Origin of the sequence: Pedobacter nototheniae (assembly GCF_004335085.1) — a bacterium.
GTDB lineage: Bacteria > Bacteroidota > Bacteroidia > Sphingobacteriales > Sphingobacteriaceae > Pedobacter > Pedobacter nototheniae.
This window is the reverse complement of record NZ_RQRS01000022.1, coordinates 18,442-44,497: the sequence shown is the minus strand read 5'-3', so window position 1 is coordinate 44,497 and position 26,056 is coordinate 18,442. Positions and strand designations below refer to the sequence as shown.

The 26,056-nt window shown below is 35.7% G+C and carries 13 protein-coding genes and 1 pseudogene; 1 reads left to right on the top strand and 13 read right to left on the bottom strand.

Features of this window, described 5'->3' with window-relative positions:
* Positions 1 to 2: 2 nt before the first annotated feature.
* From EHC72_RS17600 to EHC72_RS17565, 8 genes and pseudogenes are all read right to left on the bottom strand, one after another.
* Positions 3 to 677: pseudogene (locus EHC72_RS17600) on the bottom strand (RHS repeat-associated core domain-containing protein); the annotation flags it as partial.
* Between the two features lie 112 nt (positions 678 to 789).
* Positions 790 to 1,305 carry a hypothetical protein gene (locus EHC72_RS17595; RefSeq protein ID WP_131539024.1) on the bottom strand — a complete coding sequence of 172 codons (516 nt, stop codon included), beginning with the start codon at positions 1,303 to 1,305 and terminating at the stop codon, positions 790 to 792.
* Positions 1,306 to 1,310: 5 nt separating this feature from the next.
* Positions 1,311 to 1,775, bottom strand: coding sequence for a hypothetical protein (locus tag EHC72_RS17590; RefSeq protein ID WP_131539023.1), 465 nt, complete (start codon positions 1,773 to 1,775; stop codon positions 1,311 to 1,313).
* A 349-nt stretch (positions 1,776 to 2,124) separates the two neighbouring features.
* Positions 2,125 to 2,439 (bottom strand): hypothetical protein, encoded by a 315-nt coding sequence (locus EHC72_RS17585; protein ID WP_131539022.1) that lies wholly within the window; start codon positions 2,437 to 2,439, stop codon positions 2,125 to 2,127.
* A gap of 7 nt (positions 2,440 to 2,446) precedes the next feature.
* Complete coding sequence (locus EHC72_RS17580) at positions 2,447 to 6,526, bottom strand: RHS repeat domain-containing protein (protein ID WP_131539021.1); 4,080 nt, start codon at positions 6,524 to 6,526, stop codon at positions 2,447 to 2,449.
* Between the two features lie 6 nt (positions 6,527 to 6,532).
* On the bottom strand, positions 6,533 to 12,589 hold the full coding sequence (locus tag EHC72_RS17575) for a DUF5977 domain-containing protein (RefSeq protein ID WP_131539020.1): 6,057 nt from the start codon (positions 12,587 to 12,589) through the stop codon (positions 6,533 to 6,535).
* Between the two features lie 2 nt (positions 12,590 to 12,591).
* On the bottom strand, positions 12,592 to 13,194 hold the full coding sequence (locus EHC72_RS17570; RefSeq protein WP_131539019.1) for a hypothetical protein: 603 nt from the start codon (positions 13,192 to 13,194) through the stop codon (positions 12,592 to 12,594).
* Positions 13,191 to 13,748 (bottom strand): OmpH family outer membrane protein, encoded by a 558-nt coding sequence (locus tag EHC72_RS17565; protein WP_131539018.1) that lies wholly within the window; start codon positions 13,746 to 13,748, stop codon positions 13,191 to 13,193. The genes EHC72_RS17570 and EHC72_RS17565 overlap by 4 nt, the downstream gene beginning before the upstream one ends.
* A gap of 532 nt (positions 13,749 to 14,280) precedes the next feature.
* Here EHC72_RS17565 and EHC72_RS23315 point away from each other — a divergent pair.
* Positions 14,281 to 14,442, top strand: a complete 162-nt coding sequence (locus EHC72_RS23315; RefSeq protein ID WP_131539017.1) for a hypothetical protein — start codon at positions 14,281 to 14,283, stop codon at positions 14,440 to 14,442.
* A gap of 63 nt (positions 14,443 to 14,505) precedes the next feature.
* Here EHC72_RS23315 and EHC72_RS17555 read toward each other — a convergent pair whose 3' ends face one another.
* The 5 genes from EHC72_RS17555 to rpoB form a co-directional block, all read right to left on the bottom strand.
* Positions 14,506 to 15,786, bottom strand: a complete 1,281-nt coding sequence (locus EHC72_RS17555) for an SGNH/GDSL hydrolase family protein (RefSeq protein WP_165585859.1) — start codon at positions 15,784 to 15,786, stop codon at positions 14,506 to 14,508.
* An 11-nt stretch (positions 15,787 to 15,797) separates the two neighbouring features.
* A complete protein-coding gene (locus EHC72_RS17550) occupies positions 15,798 to 17,024 on the bottom strand; it encodes an OmpP1/FadL family transporter (RefSeq protein ID WP_131539015.1) in 1,227 nt (408 codons plus the stop codon).
* 309 nt (positions 17,025 to 17,333) lie between these two features.
* Positions 17,334 to 17,645 (bottom strand): DUF3467 domain-containing protein, encoded by a 312-nt coding sequence (locus tag EHC72_RS17545; protein WP_131539014.1) that lies wholly within the window; start codon positions 17,643 to 17,645, stop codon positions 17,334 to 17,336.
* Positions 17,646 to 17,772: 127 nt separating this feature from the next.
* Positions 17,773 to 22,059 carry a DNA-directed RNA polymerase subunit beta' gene (gene rpoC / locus EHC72_RS17540; protein ID WP_131539013.1) on the bottom strand — a complete coding sequence of 1,429 codons (4,287 nt, stop codon included), beginning with the start codon at positions 22,057 to 22,059 and terminating at the stop codon, positions 17,773 to 17,775.
* Positions 22,060 to 22,150: 91 nt separating this feature from the next.
* The gene (gene rpoB, locus EHC72_RS17535; RefSeq protein ID WP_131539012.1) at positions 22,151 to 25,954 is read right to left on the bottom strand and encodes a DNA-directed RNA polymerase subunit beta; all 3,804 of its coding nucleotides are present in this window, start codon (positions 25,952 to 25,954) and stop codon (positions 22,151 to 22,153) included.
* Positions 25,955 to 26,056: the final 102 nt, after the last annotated feature.

Genomic DNA, 26,056 nt, shown 5'->3' with positions numbered 1-26,056 from the left:
ATTTATTTTTTGTCTGAAACAATCTTTTTTGTAGTATTAGCAGATACCTTAGCAAATTGAATTCCTGTGACCAATCCTGTTGCTTTATTTATTGCTATTGTTAGTATACCACGAGTTGCTGGAGCAAGCTTAGCAACAAATGTTCCTTTTGTGAGTACGGAAAATTGGGTAACATTAATCTTAGGAACTAACTGTGTCATATTACCTACAGGAACTATCATAAATAATGTATTAATTCCCGAGCTTATTCTATCATTATAACTAACAGAAGTTTGATCCAAGTGCCTAGCTCCTTTATCCATAGAGAATATCTGTGTATAAGTTACATAAGGAGCGTCAATCATATTGTAGGCCATTTTTGAAAAGAAATTCTCATTCATTGCCCACTTATCCCATAAATTAAACTCTTTTGCTCGAATAGTAGCTTGAGGTCTAAAACCATAAATTGTAACCTCATTTAAACCTACAGACATTTTAGAAGTATCAAAATCTTTCCAATTCACAATAGGTTTTGGCTTTCCAGGCCCATCCTCACCTCCGTCTGGATCTACACGATCTACAGGATTATTACCCATTCCAACATATGGTGAAGCATATTGCCCCATAGGGTCTGTACTCATCCAGCGCCCAATTGCAGGGTCGTACATTCTTAAATCAAAATTGTTCCAACCTGTTTCTTTATCTAACTCGGCATATTGGCTTTTGGGTTCAGAGAACCCTTTTTATCGCTAATTCGCCATGCCTTGCGGAACATGCCGAACAGCATGGATTGATCAATTCCATTTTTTGCTAAAATCCTTTTCTTCTTATGTAGTACAATTCTTGACTATCAGTGCAGTAAATTAGAAAATACTGCTCCAAACCATTAAAGTGAACAAAACTATAATAATTTTTCGGGTTTAATATTTCTTTGTTAAAAGAATTACAACATTTCACATCGTCAAGATTGTTGGAGATTAATGTAAACTTATACAGTTCTATTGTTTGATAATCAAGAGGGCAATTCTTCCATTTACCAACAATTGTCTCATTAGTAATTTTGTTATGCTCCCATTCTGTAAGCTTTGGAAAATCATTATTGATTAAGGCATTGTTCATCCTGTATAAATAGATTTCAAACAATTCTCCGTGTGAGCTCATACCGAGAAAATCCTTACTGCAAATCTTTTTGGGTTGTCCAATATATCCTTTAAATAATGTTTTAAAATCCTTTTCTTTCAAAGGACTAAATGACAATTCATCATAAACCAAATATGAAGCTATTATAACTACTATAAACAAAACACCTAATAATACTTTCTTCATAACCGCTATTTTTTAACCGGCACTTTGGCTTGGCCATATCCATAAATCAAGAAATTTTTCCCAGCATTCTCTCCACCAGGTCTTCCCACCCAAGCAGCAAAATCCCTGAAAATCCGCCCATCCATTTTATAATCGTATTCATCCATATACGTTTGCCCTCCAAGATGAACAGCTCCCGTACCTGCATTCGTAAGTGTTAGTTTTAAAGTACCATATACTTTTCCTGTATTACTCAATCTTAATTCCCTTGCAAACTTTAGCAATTTTCTCTCTAAACTATCCTTAGTTCCAAACTTATCAAATAATACATTATTTTCTTCCACTTCCTTTTTATCAATTTGAGGGTGAATAGTTTTATTTAATTCGCTTAAATGCAGGGTGTGTATTTTATCATCATAATCAGGGAGTTGCCCATTTTTCAGTTTGAATACTATCACTTGTAAATAATCTTCAATATTTTCATAAGACACAGAAATGACTCTTTTAGAATCTCTATATTCAACGTCATAAAAAGCATTTCCATTTTCTATTTCTTTGGTATGATTGAGACCATGCTCACAAAAAAGAAGTTCAAAGATTTTTTCAATAAAAATATTGCAGCTTTATAAAAGAGGTTGTCTCATAAGTCATTTTTGGCGATTTGTCACCAAATTAAATTTCAAAGTAGCTGTCTTTTAAACAAAAATCAACAATTTTCATAGGGAAAATTGTTGATTTTTGTTTGTTGCAGGTACATAGATAGAGGTTGTCAAAATTAAATTCTGTCTTTGAGTTTTCATTTTGACTTATGATACAGCCTCTTTTACACTCTTTTCAATATTATCCTAAAGCACTAATTAACTTTACTGTACCGATACTTTCCTGCCCTCTTAAAACTTCATAACTATGGTTTAGCTGAATAATATCTTCTACAGCTTCTATCATGGTAAATGCTAAGTTAGCTTTAAAAGGCATTTCATAATTCGCTCCTAATGGATTTTCTATTTTATAAACAAAACTAAATTGCCGCTCTCCCGTGTTTAGGAAAAGCCAATTTACTTTATCGTCCTTAGGTTGGTGTGGTGCATTCAAAACTCGGCTTTTATGCAAGGTTAATTCGCCAACAAAATTATATTTTCTGTTTTCTGTAAGCATAATAATATTAATGAGGGATTATATAAGGCAATGTTTCTTTAGGGAAAACATATGCTCCAATATCTACGTGTGGAAACCAATGTTGAGCTGCATTAACTGGGGATTTTACTGTTCCTTGTATGATTGAATAACCATTAGGATAAAGCCTTTGCCCATACCAATGTGCATCCTCAAGAGATTTTGCAAAATATTTCGCTTCTACTCCTCCTTCTTGTAACGAAAACCTACCTGTGCTTTTTATAATACTTCCTTCTACAGCATCAACAGCCCTAAAAACAGTTGTCCCCCCCTTAGCGGCAACTTCGACAAGTTCGACACCAATTTTACGAGCAAAATACCTTTTGGCCAAATAGCCTCCGCCTTTATAAAGAAACTTACCCCCCAAATAAAGACCTTCTGCACCATCCGCCCACATGGCAGCTTCAATCAAATACCACTGCAAGTCTTTAGGTTTTTTCATCGAAGCGTAGGTATTGCTAAAATTCATCGCCTCGTAATCTGTCCCTCCATTAGAGTATTTGTACTTATCTAAGCCCGCACCTGATCTAAAGGCCATCCTATCCCAAACTCCCATCCGTTTTCCTGTAATGGTAACCTCCAGCGCTTTACCTGTAGCTTTATAAGTTTTTTCTGGCCCAGGCCCATCCTCACCTCCGTCTGGATCTACATGATCTACAGGATTATTACCCATTCCAACATATGGTGAAGCATATTGCCCCATAGGGTCTGTACTCATCCAGCGCCCAATTGCAGGGTCGTACATTCTTAAATCAAAATTGTTCCAACCTGTTTCTTTATCTAACTCGGCATATTGCCCTTGGTAGCCATAACGGTAATCGTTATTGGCCAATGTTAATGCAGAACCAAATGGATAATAATCAGAATAGTAAACTATATCTGCCTGGCCATTACTGGTTTTATTTCGATTCAGTACTACCCTAACATTACCCAAATTATCAGTTAGTTCGTACTGATAGTTATTGTTTAACCTGGTGTAAGTACCCAATCGTTCAGTTGCATATACGGGTACTTCTTTTTGCGTAAGGCCAGTTCCATTGTTATCATATATTGATAAAACCTTTCCGGCCATATCATATACATAATAAGTAGTTACATTTTGAGTATGATCGGTTTTACCAATACGGTTGCCAGCTTCATCATAAGCAAAGCTTAGCCTTAATTGAGTTTTGGCTGCATCGGTATAAATGGCATCAACTTTACCACTTACATTATACGTTACATAATAACCCTGTCCGTTTGCCCGTTGCTGCCCAACCATTTGGCCCAGTTCATCATAACTGTAGCTGGCGTAATTATCTACACTTTGCAGTTTATTTGTATTTGCTTGATAATGGTAGTTTAAACTTAATTGAGAGCCTGAAGCATTGTTTCTATTCAGGCTTTGAATATTTCCATTTGCATCGTAGGTTAACCCATGCTCGCGGTTGGCACTTTGCTGTTCATTAAAAGTATTGCTGGTAAAGTTTGGATTACCAAATTTATTGTTATTAAACTGGTATTTTTCATCATACTCGTAAGTGTACATGGCAGGGTTATTTACCCCTTGCCCATATGTAGCAATAATTGCATTAGGTTTTAAACTCTTCCAGCTTTGGGCAGTAATGTTTCCATTGTAATAAGGTTTATTGGTATTAGGATTAAGACTATTAATATTGGTACCTGCTCTGCTAAAATCGCCGTTAAAATATTCCAGTGTCATGCTAAAAGCATCGGGGGCAAAGCCATTCTGTGTTCCGTCCTTACCGGGGTCTGTTGCCCCATCAGGGTGGTTAATCGCTTTTAGCAACCCTTGAGCGGTGTAGGTATAATCGATGCCCTGCAAATGATCAGCAAGTTCTACCCTTTTCAACGGGCCATGCAAATAATAATAATATTGTGCCTGTAATAGTTTATTAACGCCATCTAAACTGGTATAAACTGTGTTTAAGCGTAAATCAGCATCGTATTCATAATGATGCACAAAACGTTCTGTTGCATTTTCTTTTTGATAATCTACGGTAGCAACCTGGCCAGTTCCATTATAATTATAATTAATGGTTTTAATACCTAAGCCATTAATGCTTTTAATTAACCATTTTAATCGTCCTTGCTCATCATAATTATACCAGCTTTTAGCATTTCCATTTTCTGTCCAGCTAACAGCTCCTTTTAAAAAAGCCTCATCTTGTACATACGCAGCTAAACCATGGCTTTGATCTGGCAAATCATAATGGCTAATAATTTGGCTTTGTCTTGTTCCTCCTGTTAAACCGCCATTTGCCGAACTGTTTTCCTGTAGTGCTACATTGGTTTTAGCTGAGTCAAAATTAACATCTCCTGGCAAATATTCACCAGATTCAAAAGGTCTATCCCAACGATCGTAATTGGTATAAGAAAAGCGGCCAGTTTTGCGTTGTTCTGCATTTTGGCTAAAGCGAATATTACCATCCTTGCGATATATAAATTCTGTTCTTCCCGCATCCACGCTTTTTGAGGCAATTAACCGCCCTTGTAAATCATATTCAAAGGTATTTACAAAAGGAACATTGGCCAAACTGGAATAATTATCAATACCATTTGTAAGCAATGCCTTAACCCCTTCTGGTGCTATGCTGGCTAAAACTTCTCCTTTTTGATTGTAAAAAACAAAGGAAATATCTGATAGCTTGTTTGTATAATTAATATTAACATTTTCGCTTAAGGCACGTACTTTATAATACCCCGCTGGTAAAAAACCTGCCAATACCTCAGTTTCAGTATTCATATCATAAAGTTCATAGCTTCCGGTTATCGTAACATTTGATGCCTGCAATAAACGAAAATAATGAATACTACTGATATCACTTTCTACTACTTTAGCAGGAGAATGTACAGAAATATTAAAGGGGTTATCGGAGCTAACAATATACTTAGTGCTATAAGAGTATGGAGGAACTACAAAATTATTTCCAATCCCTTCGTAAAGCGTGTTACCATTGTCATAAATAACCTTAACATTATATTTTGAATTTATTGAAAAATAGGTAGGACCGCCATATCCAAACATATCTCCTGTAGTAATGTTATCAACATACTTATTACCAGCGGCACTAATAAATGTACTATTATTAATGCTTAAAACTCCATTAGCATCGCCTCTGGCAACCATTAGTGATTTACCTGATAGATCTGTTATTTCTATTTCTGAGCTGCCGTTCTGATCTGCTGAATAAGATTGTAAAGCATTTTTTGTTAAACTATTAAGGCTTCCCACAATTGCTTCAGAAAAAAAACGTTTACGAACACTATTATAAAAATCTAATTCATTTAGAACCGGGAAATCTCCTGATGATAACTCATGCCCCTTCCCCATTCTTAACTCATCACCCACACCTGCTATATTTTTTGCAGTTGCAGAGCCGTCATTGAAAAACGAGTTTCTCGAATAAGGATACCCTGTAGCAGGAACATATTGTTCAAAAGTGTTGTTATTACTATAGTACCAGCCAAGGGTTCCAATAACACTATTTCCCACAGGATCAGGCGAATTGGTTTTACTTTTATCAAAATTTTGCTGGTTGTATATCCCTCCGGCATTATTTATTACAAAATCTGCTTTGTAATTAAACTCTGAATTATTCGTTGGCGCCGAAAGGGTTGAAATAGCCGCTCTTGCCTGAGCGTCGTAAACTGGCTGGCTAGCCAATACATGTCCAACTGACAAACTTTTAACTTGACTCTGTAAAAGCTTACCCGTTTTATCAAAAAAACTTTTATCTTCTCCAATCACATTACCATCTTCATCGTAACTTTTAGTGCTAACCCAGTTCAGATTATTATTTGCAGAAGGGTTTGATGGTGCAGAGTCTACAATTGAGCCACCTATAGTAATTGTTACATTTGAACCTTCCTGTAAATATGTGCCAGCTGCTAAAGTAACAGATTGTGAACTCATTATTTTAACCGTTTTCCCAGGGGAAACCTGGTAAGAGGTTGCGGGTGCCTGTGGTAAAATAATAGCATCTTTTTTGATTATGTTTTGTGCATATGTTTCTTTTTGCAAACTAAGCAAAACAATAAATAGCAGCAATAAAATGTATCTTTTCATATTACTTTAATAAGTTGTTTTCTCGGTATAAATAAGTATAAACAAAGGCTCATCGACTTTTATGCCCATTTCTATAAAGTTGTCTTTAGGATCACTTTTAACCTCTACTCCATTAATTTTGTATTTTATAGGTAGAGATCTAATACCTGCAAAGAGATTAAATTTAAAAAGATGTTTTCCTGGTTCAAGTGTTATGGCTTTTTGCGTTTTTCCGGTTGCATATTGACAAGGGATACCGTCTATTATAATATCATTATAACTTGTTGATAGGCTATTATTGATATAAACCTCACCTTGTAACATAGTGTTTTTATCGAGGCAAGTTGTTAAACTATTAGCTTCATCCTGAGACATATCAACACGTGCCCGGTCGTCTGCTTTTTTTTGGCTAGTGGCCCAATACTTATCTGCAGGCACGCTTAAAGTAATCCATGTAGGGATTACTTGGTCAGATGCTGTACAATCGTTCTTTTGAAAGAGAGACAACTGTGCTTTATTCCAATAAATAGATCCACAGCCTCCAAGTTCATTTGCATGAGCCTGGCCGTTAGTAGCTAAATCATTATAAGCTTTTTGATCGGCATCGGCCTGACTTATTGATGACACATACTTGTTGGCAGGCACAGTATAAATAACTTCTTCAGGCTCGTAACTTGTATTTTCATAACAATTATTTTTACGAAACCCCTTACTTTGTTCCTTATTGTAATAAGTAAGCACATTATTTTTAATGGGTTTAGCATAATTATAATTATATTCTTTAATTAGAGGGACGTTTGGTTTGCCCAGCACTTCTTTATAAGTTCTAATAAGTCGGCCAACATTATCATATTCATACTTTATGAATAAATTATTATTGTTTAAAATGTGGGTAAGTTGGCCGTTTTTATTATCATAAACATAGGCAGTAGTTACTGCATCTAATGGTTGAAATCTGAAATCATCGGCATAAAACATGTTTCTACCTGCATTCATAACTCCAACAGTGAGTATACCTGATGTAATAGATGCTGCCGGAATAGTCATTTCAAGCAGATACCATCCTGCGGCTTGTTTTTGGAAATTTGGTCTGTTTAATACTTCCAAACCATTATCTATTTGATAAAAAAGCCGGGCTTCAGATATATCTCCGTTAGATGGTTTTACCCAAGCTGAGATTATATAATTTCGTCTGTCAGGATCTAGCTTATCTATCAAAACAGAATATATAAATCCTTTACCTAACTGGGTTAACGAAAGGCTTTGAGTTCCAGTATGCGCAGTTGCAGAGGTTACCAATGCATTTCCTACCCTAACTCCACCTTCAAATTCGCCATCTCCAGTTTGTATATATTGATCTTGTGTTTTTATATACATATCTTCTGCACCCGAAAAAGCAATTTCATTATATCTAGCAGGAGCACCACTTAAAGTTACCTTGCTGTTAGAATAACCCATTTTTGTTGCTGCATATTTATTATTAATATCAGTTGCTTCTAAAGCACCAGAGTATACATTATACAGTTTAATATCAGCAGTTTTTTTCCAGTTCGGATTGTTTGCACCACCAGAAAAATAATCCTGAAAAGAACCTGGATTAGTCAGATTATCAACAGAAGTACCTTCGGGTAACCAATTGTAACTAGCCTTTTTTCTCCAAATATTTTTCTGCCCATAAGTTGTTGTAAGCCCTATTGGGTCTAAAACCTGTATATCGTTGCTCCATGTTTGAGCGCTTGCAGAAACAATTCCTAGTAATTGATTGTCGGAGCCTATCTTGGTTGTTTTAGAAGATGCCTGCTGCACCAACATATTTTTCCGTACACCATTTATAGGTTCACTTATTTTTAAACCCATACCAGCATAGATTCGATAAGCTGGTGTTATTTCATTCACAAATCTATTCCCATAACTATCCGTTGTTAAAGTTTTTGAAATTAATCCGTTATAAAAGTCAAAAGCTAAATTCTCCTGTTTTATTTTTGTCCCATTTTTATAATCAATCTGTGTAGTGCCTGTTTGAATAGCCGGGTAAAAATCACGTCCAGACATAATGGTTTTGTAGATTGGCGTTCCATTTTCCATTATGGTTCTTGCATCCCCATAACGTTCCTGAATAACACCCTGATAATTAAAGCGCAATAGAGACAAATCATAATTACTTGCTTGTGTTTCAAAAGAATCATCTCCAATTGGATCATGCAAATAGTGATTAATTATTTCTGTAAGTTTATTTCCATTATTATCATAGGAAATTGTACGCTTTAAATTACCAATTCTACTGGTATAGTTTTTTAACGACATATTAATCACCCGGGTATTAGAGCTCTCCTCATAACTGTACTCTTTTTTTCCGATCATATTGTCCTTAAATACCTCATACTGATAAGTGGTTTTACCTGCAACACTAGTTACAGCACCATCAGGAGTTACATTCTCATCATTAATAGTTACATACTCGTACATTATTCCGGGAGATGGAAGTTCTCTGGCAATTCCTAGTAGATAATTCATACCTTGATACAACTCCCTTCTGAATGATTTTACAGTTTCATTGATCTGTTCTCTACTATCGGGTACGTATAAGTTAGGATTATCCGGAAACGGGGGATGATTAACTAACCAACTCCTAACATTATCAATATCAAACAAATTGGGTTCATATGCCGTAGCTCCTGATGACAAACTTGCACTCTGACTATTTACCTGGGGTAAAGTGTAAGTATATTTTGTTCGCTTTATATTTCCATCTAAAGCATCTATTTCAATCTGCCTCACTCTAATACCACCACCATAGTATTTATCAATTCTATTACTTACTCCAATGTTACCAGCTTTAATTCTTCCAAGCCCCATTGTATTACCGTTATCATCGGCATATACCCATCTACTTGTTTTTCTAATAATCTCATTATATAAAGCATCAGTATATTTTATGGTAAGTCTCGTTCCATTAACGGATGTTACAATTTGATCTCCATAATTATTACTGTTTATAATAGAATACTTTGTATTAAGCCTTCCGTTTTGAATCTCTAATTCTTTTTTCAGCAAAACTAAACTTACTTTATCCCCTTCTTTTAAATAATCTTTTATATCTGTATTTGGATAAACTACAGTACACACAATACTGCGCTGCGCTCTTTGAGATTCATTATCAAAATCAGTAATGATTAGTGCTTTACTTTTATTTAAAGTAGATTTGGTGTAATCATCGCCTTCGTAAGTAATATTAATATCTGCTCCAAGTTGACTTTTAATTTTTCTTAAACACCACACATCAGCTGCAGCATTCGAAACCGGAGTGGTCATTCTATCTAAATTTTCATTCCCTGTACTTCCATTATAATCAGATTTATACATTCCCCAAATATCTACTGCATCCTTATTATAAGGTGGGTTTTTAGTTTTTATAGCAGTAATAGAGCCACTGGCCGTAACATCAGGAGTAGCATTTAAATATTGAACCGTGTAAAGGTTAGAAGATCGAGATAGAAATACACAATAATAATCTCTGCCATTAAAGTTAAATTTTATGATATCACCTTTTTCAAATTTATCTGGTGAACTGCACAGAATTTGTTTTAATGAGCCATTATTTATAATTTGAATATTATCTGAATTCTCGGGAAGTGTAGGATCTAAATCGTATTCAAATTCTGTTGGTGGTTCAATAGATGTCTCATTTCTGCCTAGGTTTTCAATTGATAATAAAGTTAACTTTCCTATTCTTGGATAATTTAATGTATTAATTTGTTGACTTGCGTATCTATCTCCATTCGGATCGTAACTATTCGGGACACCATTGCATAATGAGTAGTCATAATTGAATCGAATTGATCGTATGCATTTATCTTTAAAAGTGTCGTACACTTTCAGGATGTCCTTGTCATCAATTACATTATTTTTACTTTGCAAAAGGTTAGATACTCCTAAATACATATTATCTACATAATTTTTAGATGCAACTCCATCCAGCGTTAGATCAAGGTTATTTAAATAAAAAACGCTTTTATTAAGAGCGTCGAAATCATCTGATTTCAATAAATAAACTCTACTAAGTTTTAGGGATGATACAGTAGAAACATTATCCATAGGAATATCTCCTTGGTTATTCCATAATCCATCTTCAGAGATGCTTTTAGCATCAGCCCTATTTGATTTTTCAAATACGGCTACATGTGAGCGGGTTCTTATTGTATTTAGGTAATAAACGTCTTTTATTCCTGATGAAACACTTTGGAATTCCGAATCAATATCTTTATGAAACCCTTCAGATGGATTTCTCCAGCTGTAATAAGAAGACCACTTGCCATAATCAAATTTAACCCAGTATCCCCAATCATCTTTATTTACGATGCCATCATTATTTCTATCGACATAATCAGGTCCAGTAATGGCTGTCAAAAACCAGGTATATGCATATTTGGTTGGTTTTTTTAGATTATTAAATGTATGTCCTTCACTCCGACTAATTTTTTCGGTGTAAACCTGCTCACCACCCGAATACGCTGGTAATGCATAATGATAAGTAACACCACTCGCATTGGTAATCATAAACCCACCAATCTGTTTATCAAGTAATGGATCAGCGTTTCTCATATATCCACCCCTAACATAATTACAAAAACCATGTTCTTTAGCATAGGACGAATTAATCTGTTCATTCGTAAAATATTGAATGCTTTTTGATCCTGCTAATTTATTTTGTGTATTGTCATAACCATAATCTCCATCATTATTTCCATATTTTGGATTCGCAAAATCGAAATTACTAGCTGTTATTGCATTTGCATTTTGCCTGTAACTATTAGAAAAATCGTTTTCAAATCTAAAACCATACGAGGTTGGGTTTTGCTTGTTTGAAGAAATAACTCTAGCTGTTATGTCGTTATTATGATCATTATTAATTGTATTTTGTTTATAAACTACAGCCTGATAAGCATACGGCCTCATATTACCACTTAAACCCTGGGCAGTTACACTATAATTATCAAAATCAGGATATGAACCTCCAATTAATCTGTCAGGATCTGGATTATCTACAATATTGGCGCGATTGGGATTAAGTAATCTGTAGGTATCATAAGCAGTATTATTCAAATCGCCAGGAATTACCGGTGCATATAACGAACCATTTGTAAGTACATTATCTGTTTCGTCAGACCAATATCTCATATAATTAGAACTTATTCCAATACTCACAATGGGTAATGGTATTGTAAAAGACCAACCTGAAGATTCAGTTTGAATTTTACCAGAATTAGCACTATTAACTGAAGATGTACCTCCTCCTGCTGAAATTGAAACACCACCACCACTTGAACTTATAGAAGCTCCTAATAAGGAAGCGCTAAATTTATTGCCATCGCTATAACTAATTCCGGCATTTGCACCAACATTTACATCTTTAAAATTTGTATTTACACTTACCCCAATACCTAATTTTATTCCTTCTGTGCCGGCTTTACCTATAGATAACCCTCCAGTTATACCAGCATAGTTTTCGCCAAAGGCAGATGTACCTACTGTTGCTCCAACACCAATACCAACATTACTATTGAGGTACCAGCCAAATCCTCCGCCAATTGATGCTCCAATACCAAAGCCTTTATAGGTATCTTGAGAAAATTCTAATCCAAAATTCACTGAAACTGGCCCCAGACCAATTCCAACATCAACACCAACTGTTTTTGTTGTACCACCACTCCAATAAGAACGGATGGTATTATTTACGTCTTTAAAATCATCAGGATAGCCATTTACATTTCTGGCTATTGCCCCTGGATTTAATGTCCAACCTAAACCAACCCAGGAGGCTTCTTCATTAGGCTGAATCCCTGCATGATAAGATAAAGATAGCGGATAACCCCCTTCTGGCCCGGGAACTTCCATCAATGGCGTATTATAAGTAAAATCTCCAGTCAATGGGTTTACCATATCGGTTGTATCAACAGGCTCAAAACTTGTTGCCTCAGGAGCAGTTGGCCCCGAGGTTAAAGCAAAAGCAACAGTCGGTGCAGAGACCTGGCTCAAAATTACCAGTAATAAGAATGCAGCAATGTATTTCCTAGAGCGTATCATATTTAGAATTGTATATTTTTTTGAAGTTTTGTAATATCTGATGTATTGATTCTAAACTGAAAATCTCCAGTCTTGAGTCCAAATTCCTTAACGAAAACAGTTATAAAGCCAGTGGTGGCAATCGCTTTTTTATCAAAAATCAAAAGTAAATTATTGGTGGTAGACATCCCATACGTTTGCTGGAATGTGCAACTTAAAGGAGTGACGGGTTTACCTCCATCTATCTTCGCAACAATGTAGTTCTGCATTCTAAAAGCTAAAACCTGTAAGATTTCACTATAGGTATTAAAATCTAATTGTCTGAGAACTTCTTTTTTATCTTTTGAAAAGCCTAGAACAAAAGCATAATTGTTTTTTATGCTAATCAAACTTTTGGGGTTTAATTTTATCTTCTTTGATTGGTTATCATAAGCTTGTGCCTGCCAGGGGATATAAGATAAACGAGTCTCAATTTCTCCGGCTTGAGTGATACTTGTTAATCCGTTATCAGGCTTATACACATAAGCAAGCAATTCCTTTTTACTCTTGATTGGTTTATTACAAGCAAACTGAACAGCTACATAAAAAAAAAACAAGAGCGGCAAAATTTTAGAATTATTTATCATTTTTTAGAGTTTGCATACTCTTTATTTAATCCGTCAATTACATCTTTAGTAATGTCCAATCCCTTTTCAGCATATGCAATTGTACCCGATTGATTAGCAATAAATATTATTTTATAATTTTCTTGCTCACCATATTTTGTTAAATAAGCATTTATTTTTGCAACAACATCTTGAGTTAACTTAGCATCTTCCTGTTTTGCATTTTCTCTTATTGCATTTTGATAATCACCCAATTGTTTTTGTTTATTTCCAAGCAATTGTTTTGAAAGGTTTTGCTCCTTTGAAGACATAGTAGCTAAATCTTTTTCATATTTCCTAATCGAATTCTGCACCTCTGTAGCTAGAGAATCTATATTGGATTGCCATGTCTTTGCTTTCGTACCAAAGGCTTTTTTTGCCTCTTCAGCTCCCTTAAATTCAGAAAGGATTTTTGAAGAATCTAAATAGGCAATCTTATCGCTCTTCAAGAAAAGTCTTGTTACTAAAAAAAAAGTAGAGATAATAAATAGGACATTTAAAATGACCAGAATACGAAATGGGTTAAATTTTGACATACTTATATTAATAACAACTGTTTCAAATTATTTTAAGTTTACAAACAATAATGATATTGATACTATTTAAAGGATGTTTAGTGAGATTTCGAGTTGAACTAACTCTATTTAATCTCCCAGATTTGTTTTTGTATCGAGCGCATTAGTTTATTTAAAGTTATTTTTGTAAATAAAAACACAAAGTATATAAATATTATCACTATTGAACAGATAAAAATAAATTAATTTATTTTTATCTGTCACATATTAATGGGGGGGTGCATAACAAGTTGAAGGTTTACTCTTCTAGTTGGTGTTATCTTCAATAGCTTAAAATATTTATCGGTTAAACATTGTTATAGAATCAAGTTGATTATGAGGCGTATGAAAGTAGTCGGTGTCATCACCGACTACAGGTAAAAATCTTATACGTTGTGGGTGAGCTTAATTCAAAGTCTTCTTCTTAATCAATGACACAGTTTGAACAGCCCCTCTTATTGCGTAAAAGTTAAGCTATAAACTCCGTTTGTAAAGCTAGCACCTTCATTTATAATTGACACCCGAGCTTATAAAGCTAACGTCCAAACTAATAAAACAAAACACCCGTCGTTTTGCAAAACGCCAACTTACCTGGTTTAGGAGAGATGAAGAGATCAAATGGTTTGAGCCGAATAACAGTGAAGAAGTAATTCGATTTATAAATTCGAAAATCTAATAAAATAAAAAAGCGCTACAAATTTAAATTCGCAGCGCTTTTTTGATTAAAAGTGATTCTTTATTAATTCGGGAATTTAGTTCCTCTATATTGTGAAATATCAACTACTGGAATTGTAGAACCATATTTATTATTTATTGCATTAATAAATAAATTAGCCATAGCTGCATTTCCTCTTGGCGTTAAGTGCACACCATCTAACGAGAAAGCGCCACCTTGAATAAATCTTGCATCTACAGGAACACCATCAATTACTAAACCAGCTTTAACCTGATTAAGAAATGTATAGGCATCAGCTACTGCTAAACCTTTACTATTTGCTAAAGATTTTATAGTACTATTGTAACTCAAAACATAATCTTTTACCTGAGCCACCTCATCCTTATCTAATACCCATTTACTTTCAATAGGATTTGCCGGATGAAAACCATAAGGAGCGCCAACAGCATTTGGTTTACCCAATAAAAGTGGAGCAGCAGTTTGGAAAGATAAGGTAAACAAATCTTCAGCAGTTGCAACTCTAGCGCCAGCAGCGGTTTGAATGTAAATTGGTGTAGTCAATGGTAATTTAGACGCAGTTAATAATGCAGGAATAGTAACCGTATTGAAGAAAGGAATTGCAGTAACATCAGGAATTGTTGCAACCACACCTTTTTGACCAGCAGCTGTGAGAATATTTAACATGTTGGTATAAAGAAACGAAAAAGTAGATTTATCTGTTAATCTATTTGTCGCATCAGTTGTTACACCTCCATTTGTTGCATATCCTAAAACATCATTATTACCCAACCATAAAGAGAAAAAAGTATGATTTCTTCCTTGTACAAATTGTGAATAATTAGTTTTTCCTACCTGAGCATCCGTTAATAAGCGCTCGAAATAAATGTTAGCTTGACTAAATGTGAAAGTAGGATCAAAAGCTAAATCTAAACGCATTCCTGGAATACCAAGATTTTGAATTTCGCCAGAATACTTAGTTAATTTACCATTAGATAAGGCAGCGCCAGGTACGGGCGTAATTGTAGGTACACCATTTACCAAAGCGGTTAATTGTAAGTAACCCGATCCACTTGCCTGTGCATCTGTAAAAAATGGAGAAGTGAAACTTCCACCACCAACAGATTTCATTTTATCAGCTATTAAATTAGGAAAAGCAACTTTCTGTCCTTCCAGATACAATCCGTTATCGGCATAACCTGAAGTTAAAGAGTTACCAACTGCAATGTATTTAGAAAAATTTGCCTGTCCTGCGGTTGTACCAGCTGGCGAATCTATTTCTGGTTTACATGATGCTGCAAATAATATGGTAGCAGCAATTAAGCTATTAAATATATATTTTTTCATTTTTAACTCTCCTACCATTTATATGTTAAAGAAATACCTGGCGCATAAACTAGCGTTTTAAATGTACCATCTAAATTAGTTTCAATATTTTTCTGTTTACGTGATTTTACATCTTCGAAAAAGAATGATGCATTTACCTCAAATTTAGAAGTAAAAGAATAACCTGCACCTGCACTTAAAATATAACGATCAGCATCTGGTGCCTCAGGCGTTACATATCCATCTTGTACTGGAGAAAAAGCATAACCCACACCTGCTCTCAAAGCTAATTTCTCTGATGCCTGATGATTAATACCTAATTTAAATGATGATCCATCACGATAGTTGCGCGGTGATTTTGTATCTGGTAAGCCCCCTGGAGGGTTAATTGCGTAATCAAATGCTAACTCTTGGTAAACATGCCATTGCACCCAACTTGCATCAAAAGCTAGTTTTGTGCTTTTTGATAATGGAATACCAATACCTAACGATGTTGTAGCTGGTAATGGTAACTCAGCATTAAATGTATTTCCTCTTGGGAAAGCACCTCTTAATGACTCTGGAACATCAAAGTTTGCTTCTCCACCATCTAATTTTGTAATAACTTTAGATTTGTGTGTAATCGCAAAAGTAACATCACTTAAGGTTTTAATATAAATACCAGCATTCCAGCCATAACCTTTACCAGTACCTTTTAATTGAGCTGAAGCCGATCTTCCGTCTGCAAAATCGTAAGGAATTGCTTTTTGTAGATCTACTTCTCCATGATTATATACAAAACCTGCACCTATACCAATCGCATCTGTAATTTTAACACTCAAAGTTGGTTGGAAATATATTGCCTTTAAATTTAATGATGTTAAAGAGTATTTGCCTGACCAGTTATCGCCCCAATCAACCAAGCCACCGAATGGCGTATAAACACCTAAACCCAATTTCCATTTGCCTGATTTTGGACCCCAAACAGCATAAAATTCAAAGGGAGGAGCAATTTTATTCTTTACATTCTCCGTAATATTAGAGCCCGAAAGTTGAAAAGCAGATTTAAATAATAAAGGGTTCACACCTCCTGAAATGGAATTCTTTTCAAGAAAAGTAACAGCTCCTGGGTTGAAAAATACTGAAGCCTCATCCAACGCAAGTGCTGACCCGGCTCCGGCCATCCCTATTTGCTTTTGTCCTTGCAGGTTAACCTGGAAACCTTGCCCCAATACCCATAAAGGAGCCGCAAGTAATACGCTTAATAAAATTTTTTTCATGCTTATAAATGGTTATACACAAATATATACTATGCTAACATAGTAAACAAGTAATTATTTGTGAAATTGTGAATTGTTACAATGCTTAACACTTGCCTACCTATACTTGTTTTAGTGACTTAATAAATAGTAATTTATTTAAAATAAACGCCACAACAACATAATATACAAAGACTTACTAAGTATACAATCTAAATTTAAGGAAAGATTTAGCAGAAAAGTTAATTTGAAAAACATCTTTTATTCCAATTTGATGGTTTAAAAGATGCTTTTATAAATGGGATAAAAAATGTAACAGGCAATAAAAAATTATGCCTGCGCAGTTGGCCCGCCGAAACCCATAGGGAATGGAGGTTCTTCTTGTGTTTTAATACGACCATTTACACCTTCAAATTTGGCAATATTATCTTCTAAAGCTGATAATAAGCGCTTTGCGTGTTCTGGTGTTAAAATAATACGCGATTTTACTTTTGCCTTAGGTACTCCTGGCATTACGCGAATAAAATCCAACACAAATTCAGTATTTGAGTGTGTAATAATTGCCAGATTAGAAAAAATCCCTTCAGCAATTTCTTCTGATAACTCTATATTTAGTTGGTTTTCGTTTTGTTGTTCTTCCATAATAATTATAATTCTCTGTAATAAGCGCCTTAAAGTTAGTATATAACTGTCAGGCTTTAAAATTTATCGCAAACAAAAAGGGCTGTTTCTTTTGGAAACAGCCCTTAATTTTTAAATATTTAAAATATTATGCTTCTACTTCTTCTTGTTTCGAAGCTAATAATTTATCGTACTCTTCTTGAGATCCTACAATGATACGCTCGTAACCACGTACACCAGTACCTGAAGGGATTAAGTGACCAACGATCACGTTTTCTTTCAAGCCTAACATATTATCGCGTTTACCTGCAATAGCTGCCTCATTTAATACTTTCGTAGTTTCCTGGAACGAAGCCGCAGAAATGAACGATTTAGTACCTAATGATGCTCTTGTAATACCTTGCAAAATTGAACTTGCAGTAGCTGGTCTCGCATCACGAACAGTAATTTGTTTTAAATCTTTACGTTTCAATTGAGAATTTTCATCTCTTAATCTACGTAATGAAACGATCTGTCCTGGTTTGAAATCATTTGAATCACCTGCATCTTCAACAACTTTCTTGTCATACATTGCATCGTTTTCGTCAGCAAAATCCCAACGATCAACAGCATTGTTTTCTAAGAAAATAGTATCACCTGGATCTTCAATGTGAACTTTCTGCATCATCTGGTGCACAATTACCTCGAAGTGCTTATCGTTAATTTTCACACCTTGCAAACGGTAAACCTCTTGAATACCATTTACTAAGTACTCTTGAACCGCTGCTGGTCCTTTAATTGATAAGATATCTGCAGGAGAAATTGAACCATCTGATAAAGGCATACCAGCTTTCACAAAGTCATTATCCTGTACAAGGATGTGTTTAGACAATGGAACAAGGTATTTTTTAACTTCACCATCTTTAGATTCGATTGTAATCTCACGATTACCACGTTTAACGCCACCTAAGGTTACTACACCATCAATTTCGGTTACTACAGCCGGGTTAGATGGATTACGTGCTTCGAATAATTCCGTTACACGTGGTAAACCACCCGTAATATCTCGGGTTTTACCAGTAGCACGAGGTATTTTAGCGATAATTTGACCAGTTTGAATAGTTTCACCTTCATCAACTGAAACGTGAGCACCTACTGGAATGTTATAGCCTTTAATAAACTCGCCTTTTTTGTCAACAATTTGAACTGAAGGGTTTTTCGTTTTATCACGAGTATCGATAATAACTTTTTCACGGTGACCAGTTTGCTCATCTGATTCTTCACGGAAGGTTACACCTTCAATAATTGCATCAAATTGTGCTTTACCGGCAAATTCTGAAATGATTACCGCGTTGTACGGATCCCACGAGCAGATTTTATCACCTTTAGTTAAACGATCACCTTCTTTAACAAATAAGAATGCACCATAAGGGATGTTGTTGGTTACGATCACACGACCTGAACCTGGTTCAACAATTTTGAACTCACCAGAACGGCCTAATACAACTTGTACTTTACCATCTTCTGTTTCTGTATCAACCGTACGGATATTTTCGAATTCGATAACACCATCAAATTTAGCTACGATATTTGATTCTGCAGCAATGTTTGATGCCGTACCACCCACGTGGAATGTACGAAGTGTTAACTGTGTACCCGGCTCACCGATTGACTGTGCAGCAATTACACCTACAGCCTCTCCTCTTTGAACACGTTTACCAGATGCTAAGTTACGGCCATAACATAATGCACAAACACCACGTTTAGATTCGCAAGTTAACACCGAACGAATTTCGATACCTTCTAATGGAGATTCCTCAATTAGTTTAGCTACATCTTCGTTAATATCTTCGCCCGCACCTACTAATAATGTATTATCCAAAGGATTATAAACATCATGTAATGAAGTACGACCTAAAATTCTGTCATATAATGGCTCAACAATATCTTCGTTATCTTTTAACGCAGTTGTGTACATACCTCTTAAAGTACCACAATCGTTATCGTTAACAATCATATCTTGTGCAACATCATGTAAACGACGAGTTAAGTAACCCGCATCCGCCGTTTTTAAAGCCGTATCCGCCAAACCTTTACGAGCACCGTGAGTAGAGATAAAGTACTCTAATACCGATAAACCTTCTTTAAAGTTTGATAAGATCGGGTTTTCAATGATATCACCACCTGAACCAGATTTTTGAGGCTTAGCCATCAAACCACGCATACCGCACAGCTGACGAATCTGCTCTTTCGAACCACGTGCACCTGAATCAAGCATCATGTAAACTGAGTTAAAACCTTGGTTATCTGATGATAACTGAGTCATAACGAAAGTAGTTAACCTGTTGTTGATACGGGTCCAGATATCGATAATCTGGTTGTAACGTTCGTTGTTGGTAATGAAACCCATGTTATAGTTGTTTCTTACCTCTTCAACTTCTGCAGCCGCTTGTTCTAATAATGTATGTTTCTCTACCGGAATGTTTACGTCTTGTAAGTTGAACGATAAACCACCTTGGAATGCCATACGGAATCCTAATTCTTTGATATCATCTAAGAATCTTGAAGCACGGGCCATACCAGTCATTTTAACTACCTCACCGATAATATCTCTTAACGATTTCTTAGTTAATAATTCGTTGATATAACCAACTTCTTCCGGAACCATTTGGTTAAACAATACTCTACCAACAGTAGTTTCAGTTAACTTATTAACGATAGAACCATCATTTTGCTTAACATTTACTTTTACTTTAATAAATGCATGCAAGTCTAATTGTTTCTCATTATAAGCAATGATAACCTCTTCTGGAGAATAGAAGCTAGAATCCTGTCCTTTTACAACACGAGTTTCATCTGTTCTACGGCCTTTAGTAATATAATAAAGACCCAAAACCATATCCTGAGATGGTACAGTAATTGGAGTACCGTTTGCAGGGTTTAAGATGTTGTGTGCCGCTAACATCAATACTTGGGCTTCCAAAATTGCTGCATTACCTAACGGTAAGTGGACAGCCATCTGGTCACCATCAAAATCGGCGTTGAATGCGGTACAAACTAATGGGTGTAACTGGATCGCTTTACCTTCAACCAATTTTGGTTGGAAAGCCTGAATACCTAAACGGTGTAATGTAGGTGCACGGTTTAATAATACCGGGTGACCTTTTAACACGTTTTCTAAGATATCCCAAACTAAAGGATCTTTTCTATCTACAATTTTTTTAGCTGATTTTACTGTTTTAACCACACCTCTTTCGATCATTTTACGAATGATGAATGGTTTATATAGCTCAGCAGCCATATCTTTTGGTAAACCACATTCGTGTAATTTAAGGCTTGGCCCTACAACAATTACAGAACGGGCAGAATAATCCACACGTTTACCTAATAAGTTTTGACGGAAACGACCTTGTTTACCTTTCAAAATATCTGAAAGTGATTTCAAAGCACGGTTACCTTCAGTTTTTACCGCGTTAACTTTACGTGAGTTATCGAATAACGAATCTACAGCTTCCTGTAACATACGTTTCTCATTACGTAAAATTACCTCTGGTGCTTTAATCTCGATCAAACGTTTTAAACGGTTGTTACGGATAATTACACGACGGTATAAATCATTTAAATCTGAAGTTGCAAAACGACCACCTTCTAATGGAACTAAAGGACGTAATTCTGGTGGAATAACTGGAACGATTTTAACAATCATCCACTCTGGGTTATTCTGAATACGTGTATTAGCACCACGGAAAGCCTCAACAACTTGTAAGCGTTTTAAGGCTTCGTTTTTACGTTGTTGTGAAGTTTCGTTTGCTGCTTGGTGACGTAAATCGTAAGATAAAGTATCTAAGTTAATACGTTTTAATAAATCTTCTAATGCTTCAGCACCCATTTTGGCGATGAATTTATTAGGATCTTTATCGTCTAAGTATTGGTTTTCTTTAGGTAATTTATCTAAAATATCTAAATATTCTTCCTCTGTTAAGAAGTCCATATAGTTGATACCTTCTTCTGCCATTAAGCCAGATTGAATAACAACGTAACGTTCGTAATAGATAATTAAATCTAATTTTTTAGTAGGTAAACCTAATAAATAACCGATTTTGTTAGGTAAAGAACGGAAATACCAGATGTGTGCAACAGGAACCACTAAAGCAATGTGTCCCATACGCTCACGACGTACTTTCTTTTCTGTTACTTCAACACCACAACGATCGCAAACAATACCTTTATAACGGATACGTTTGTATTTACCGCAATGACATTCGTAATCTTTTACCGGACCAAAAATACGCTCGCAAAACAAACCGTCACGTTCTGGTTTGTAAGTACGATAGTTAATGGTTTCCGGTTTCAACACCTCACCGCTTGAACGTTCCAAAATAATCTCTGGAGACGATAAGCTAATGGTTATCGATGTGAAATTGCTTTTTAATTTATTATCCTTTTTGTAAGACATATCTCTTTCTTTAATGATCGAAGGATTGAGTGATTGAATGATTGAATGACAGTTACCCACCATTCACTCATTCACTCATTCTTTCATTCAATTAGTCTAACGTAATATCTAAACCTAAACCGCGTAACTCATGTACCAATACATTAAATGATTCTGGTACACCAGGAGTTGGTAAGTTTTCACCTTTAACAATGGCTTCGTAAGTTTTTGCTCTTCCGATTACATCATCCGATTTAACGGTTAAGATTTCTTGAAGAATATTAGCTGCACCGAATGCCTCTAATGCCCAAACCTCCATCTCACCAAAACGCTGACCACCGAATTGAGCTTTACCACCCAATGGTTGTTGTGTAATTAATGAGTATGGTCCGATTGAACGGGCGTGCATCTTATCATCAACCATGTGACCAAGTTTCAACATATAGATAATACCTACAGTTGTAGTTTGATCGAAACGATCTCCCGTTAAACCATTGTATAAGTAAGTTTTTCCTGAAGCAGGAACTCCTGCTTTAGCGATCCATTCTTCAACCTCGTGGTGAGTAGCACCATCAAAAATAGGAGTTGCAAATTTAACGCCTAATTCTTGTCCTGCCCACGCTAAAATCGTTTCATAAATCTGACCAAGGTTCATACGTGAAGGTACACCCAGTGGGTTCAACACAATATCAACCGGAGTACCATCAGCTAAGAAAGGCATATCTTCATCACGTACAATACGTGCAACAATACCTTTGTTACCGTGGCGACCCGCCATTTTATCACCTACTTTTAATTTACGTTTTTTAGCAACATAAACTTTTGCCATCTGTACGATTCCTGAAGGAAGCTCATCACCTACACTAATCGCAAATTTATCGCGTTTGTAAGCTCCAAGTTCTTCGTTAACACGGATACCGTAGTTGTGAAGCAACATTTTAATCATCTCGTTCTTATCATCATCAGTAGTCCATTTGTTAGGGCTAATGTGATTATAATCAAGTTCTGCTAAAATTTTCTGAGTAAATTTAGCGCCTTTAGCAACTAATAATTCTTTGTAGATGTTAAATACACCCTGAGATGTTTTTCCATTTACAATAGTGAATAATTTGTCAACTAATTCTGCTTTTAATTTCTCAGTGATATTGTTATATCCTTTGTCTAATTTCTCAATAGCTGATTTTTCTTCAGCTTTTGTAGTTTTCTTAGCACGGCTGAATAATTTAGTATCAATTACTACACCCTGGATTGAAGGAGGAGTTTTTAAAGACGCATCTTTAACATCACCTGCTTTATCACCAAAGATTGCACGTAGTAATTTCTCTTCCGGTGAAGGATCAGACTCTCCTTTTGGAGTAATCTTACCAATTAAAATATCACCTTCTTTAACATCAGCACCAACGCGGATAATACCATTCTCATCAAGATCTTTAGTAGCCTCTTCTGAAACGTTAGGAATATCTGGTGTTAACTCCTCTTCACCACGTTTAGTATCACGTACCTCTAATTCAAATTCTTCAATATGCAATGAAGTGAAAACGTCATCACGAACAATACGCTCGTTAATTACAATCGCATCCTCAAAGTTGAAACCTTGCCAAGGCATGAATGCCACTTTCAAGTTTCTACCTAATGCTAATTCACCATTTTCAGTTGCATAACCTTCACAAAGTACCTGTCCTTTAGTAACTTTCTGACCTTTTTTAACAATTGGTTTTAAGTTAATACAAGTATTCTGATTGGTTTTTTTGAATTTGATTAAACGATATGTTTTGCTATCACCTTCAAATGACACTAAACGATCATCTTCGTTACGTTCATATTTAATAGTAATTTCGTTAGCATCTACATATTCAACAACACCATTACCTTCAGCATTAATCAAGGTTCTAGAGTCACGAGCTACACGACCTTCTAATCCGGTACCAACAATTGGAGCTTCAGGACGTAACAATGGTACAGCCTGACGTTGCATGTTGGATCCCATTAGGGCCCTGTTCGCATCATCATGTTCTAAGAACGGAATTAATGAAGCAGCAATTGAAGTAATCTGGTTAGGTGCAACGTCCATTAAGTCTAATTTCTCAGGCTCAATAATTGGGAAGTCACCCTCGTAACGTGCTTTAACACGTGGAGTAGAAAACACACCATTATCATCATATTCTGCATTGGCTTGAGCGATGGTTTTACCATCTTCATCTTCAGCAGAAAGATAAATAACATCTGAATCTACAACTACTTTACCATCTTCAACACGTTTGTATGGTGTTTCAATGAAACCTAAATTATTGATTTTTGCATGCACACAAAGTGATGAAATCAAACCAATGTTTGGTCCCTCTGGAGTTTCAATAGTACATAAACGACCATAGTGAGTATAGTGAACGTCACGTACCTCGAAACCGGCACGCTCACGTGATAAACCACCTGGACCTAGGGCCGATAAACGGCGTTTGTGCGTAATCTCTGCTAATGGATTGGTTTGATCCATAAACTGAGATAACTGATTAGTACCAAAGAAAGAGTTGATTACTGATGATAACGTACGAGCGTTAATCAAATCAGTTGGTGTAAACACCTCATTATCGCGAATGTTCATACGCTCACGGATTGTTCTAGCCATACGAGCTAAACCAACGCCAAATTGTGCGTACAATTGCTCACCTACCGTACGTACACGACGGTTTGATAAGTGATCGATATCATCCACTTCTTCTTTTGAGTTGATCAATTTGATCAGGTACTTAACAATTGCAATAATATCTGCTTTTGTTAAAACTTTTACATCATCCGGAGTATTCATTTTCAATTTACGGTTGATGCGGTAACGACCAACATCTCCTAAATCGTAACGTTTATCCGAGAAGAATAAACGGTCAATGATACCACGTGCAGTTTCCTCATCAGGTGGTTCTGCGTTACGCAAAGCACGGTAGATGTTTTCAACAGCCTCTTTCTCAGAGTTTGATGTATCTTTCTGTAATGTATTATATATAATGGTATAATCGGCCTGGCTTGCACCATCTTCTTTAGATAAGATAATGGTTTTAACACCCGCTTCGATAACCATATCGATGTGGTCGTCTTCAAGAACAGTTTCTCTTTCAAGAATCACTTCATTACGATCGATAGAAACTACCTCACCAGTATCTTCATCTACGAAATCTTCAACCCATTTCTTTAATACTCTTGCAGCAAGTTTACGACCGATATATTTCTTCAAGCCTGATTTACTAACTTTTACTTCGTCAGCAAGATCAAATAACTCTAAGATATCCTTATCAGAATCATAACCAATAGCACGTAGTAAAGTGGTTACCGGGAATTTTTTCTTACGATCGATGTAAGCATACATCACGTTATTAACGTCTGTAGCAAACTCAATCCATGAACCTTTGAAAGGAATAACACGAGCAGAATACAATTTTGTTCCATTTGTGTGACGGCTTTGGCCGAAGAACACGCCTGGTGAACGGTGTAATTGCGAAACGATAACACGTTCTGCACCGTTAATTACAAATGTACCTTTTGGTGTCATATAAGGAATAGTACCTAAGTACACATCCTGAATGATGGTTTCAAAATCTTCATGTTCAACATCATTACAAGAAAGCTTAAGCTTTGCTTTTAATGGAACATTGTACGTTAAACCACGTTCGATACACTCATGTATATCATAACGCGGAGGATCCACAAAATAATCAAGAAACTCTAAAACGAAGATATTTCTTGAATCTGTGATTGGAAAGTTTTCAGCAAACACTTTAAACAAACCTTCGCTAGAGCGATCGTCTGAAGTTGTATCTATCTGGAAAAACTCTCTGAATGATTGCAATTGCACATCCAGAAAATCCGGATAGTCTATAATGTGCTTACTCGTTGCAAAATTTACTCTTTGTTCGACTGTCTTTGCCAATGGACTAAAAGATTTTAGTTTAAGAATAAACTATTTGTTTGGCTTTGGTTATAGCATCTCATCAACCAAACAAAATGAGATGTTTATAAACAGGTAAAGACA